Origin of the sequence: Planktotalea frisia (assembly GCF_001890925.1) — a bacterium.
Lineage (GTDB): Bacteria > Pseudomonadota > Alphaproteobacteria > Rhodobacterales > Rhodobacteraceae > Planktotalea > Planktotalea frisia.
Map to the genome: position 1 here is coordinate 1 of NZ_MLCB01000131.1, position 913 is coordinate 913.

The following is a 913-nucleotide window of genomic DNA, read 5'->3' on the forward strand; positions in this document are numbered from 1 at the left end:
TACATATGAGCGACTTCCGAGAACATGCCAGAAATCATTTGCGAACAGCAGCCGGTACATACATTTGGGCCGATTTTTTGGAAAAACTCCAAAATTCAGATTTCGTAATTTTCGAGCAAACGCTCATCCTGCCAAGAAGTCAGATGACATGGTTCGTGAGGCGGTGAGAGCTGACAAATCTGTGACGAAATGGCAATTTGGCCCAAATCTGTCGGTACCAAAGCCTGGTTGGCTTGTACAGCAGGAAATTCAATTGATTTGTGCCGAAAACGGAGTTTTTCAACAACATTCGCCCAATTCGACCATTGCTGCAAGGCGCATGAATGTCTGCAGTGCGCCTTGCGATCAGGCTCGAGCTTGCGCATCTATTTCAGCATTGTTTCCGAAGCCAGCCGGCCAAAAGCATTTGTGGCCTTGGGGCTCGCGCCCGTAATCAGACGACGATCAACATGGCATGACGCATCGGCTTTCGTGTTGGTGATCTGTGCGCCTAGAGCAGTCAACTTCTCACACACCCGCCACGGCATCGGGCCTGGCAAGTAGCCGATCATGGGCGTTTGTTTGTCGACCGAATCCGGGAACACAGTCATTTTGTATCCGTCATACAAGAACCCTTTTTCAGTTTTCGCCGCCAACAGCGAGGCAGGTCCGTGACAAAGAGCCAGTGTGAATAGATTCTGTTCATGCGCTCAGTGCAGAACTTTCCCAACGTCTTCATTTTTGGGCAACCCAAGCATCGCACCATGGCCTCCGGGGATGTAGACGGCAGCATAAGATGCTACATCATTCATCTTGTACGCAACAAAATCCGCAGGACTGCCAGGGTTCGCAAAGGCATTTGAATAATCACGATATACCGCTGCTACCCCAAAACCCGAATTTTTTCATGGGTTATGACGCGGAAATTGTCTGA

1 protein-coding gene is annotated in these 913 nt (G+C 49.5%); it reads right to left on the reverse strand.

Translation table 11 applies throughout. The features are described 5' to 3' along the window. Positions 1 to 365: 365 nt before the first annotated feature. Positions 366 to 635, reverse strand: coding sequence for a type 1 glutamine amidotransferase family protein (locus tag PFRI_RS21370; protein ID WP_175549248.1), 270 nt, complete (start codon positions 633 to 635; stop codon positions 366 to 368). Between the last annotated feature and the right edge of the window lie 278 nt (positions 636 to 913).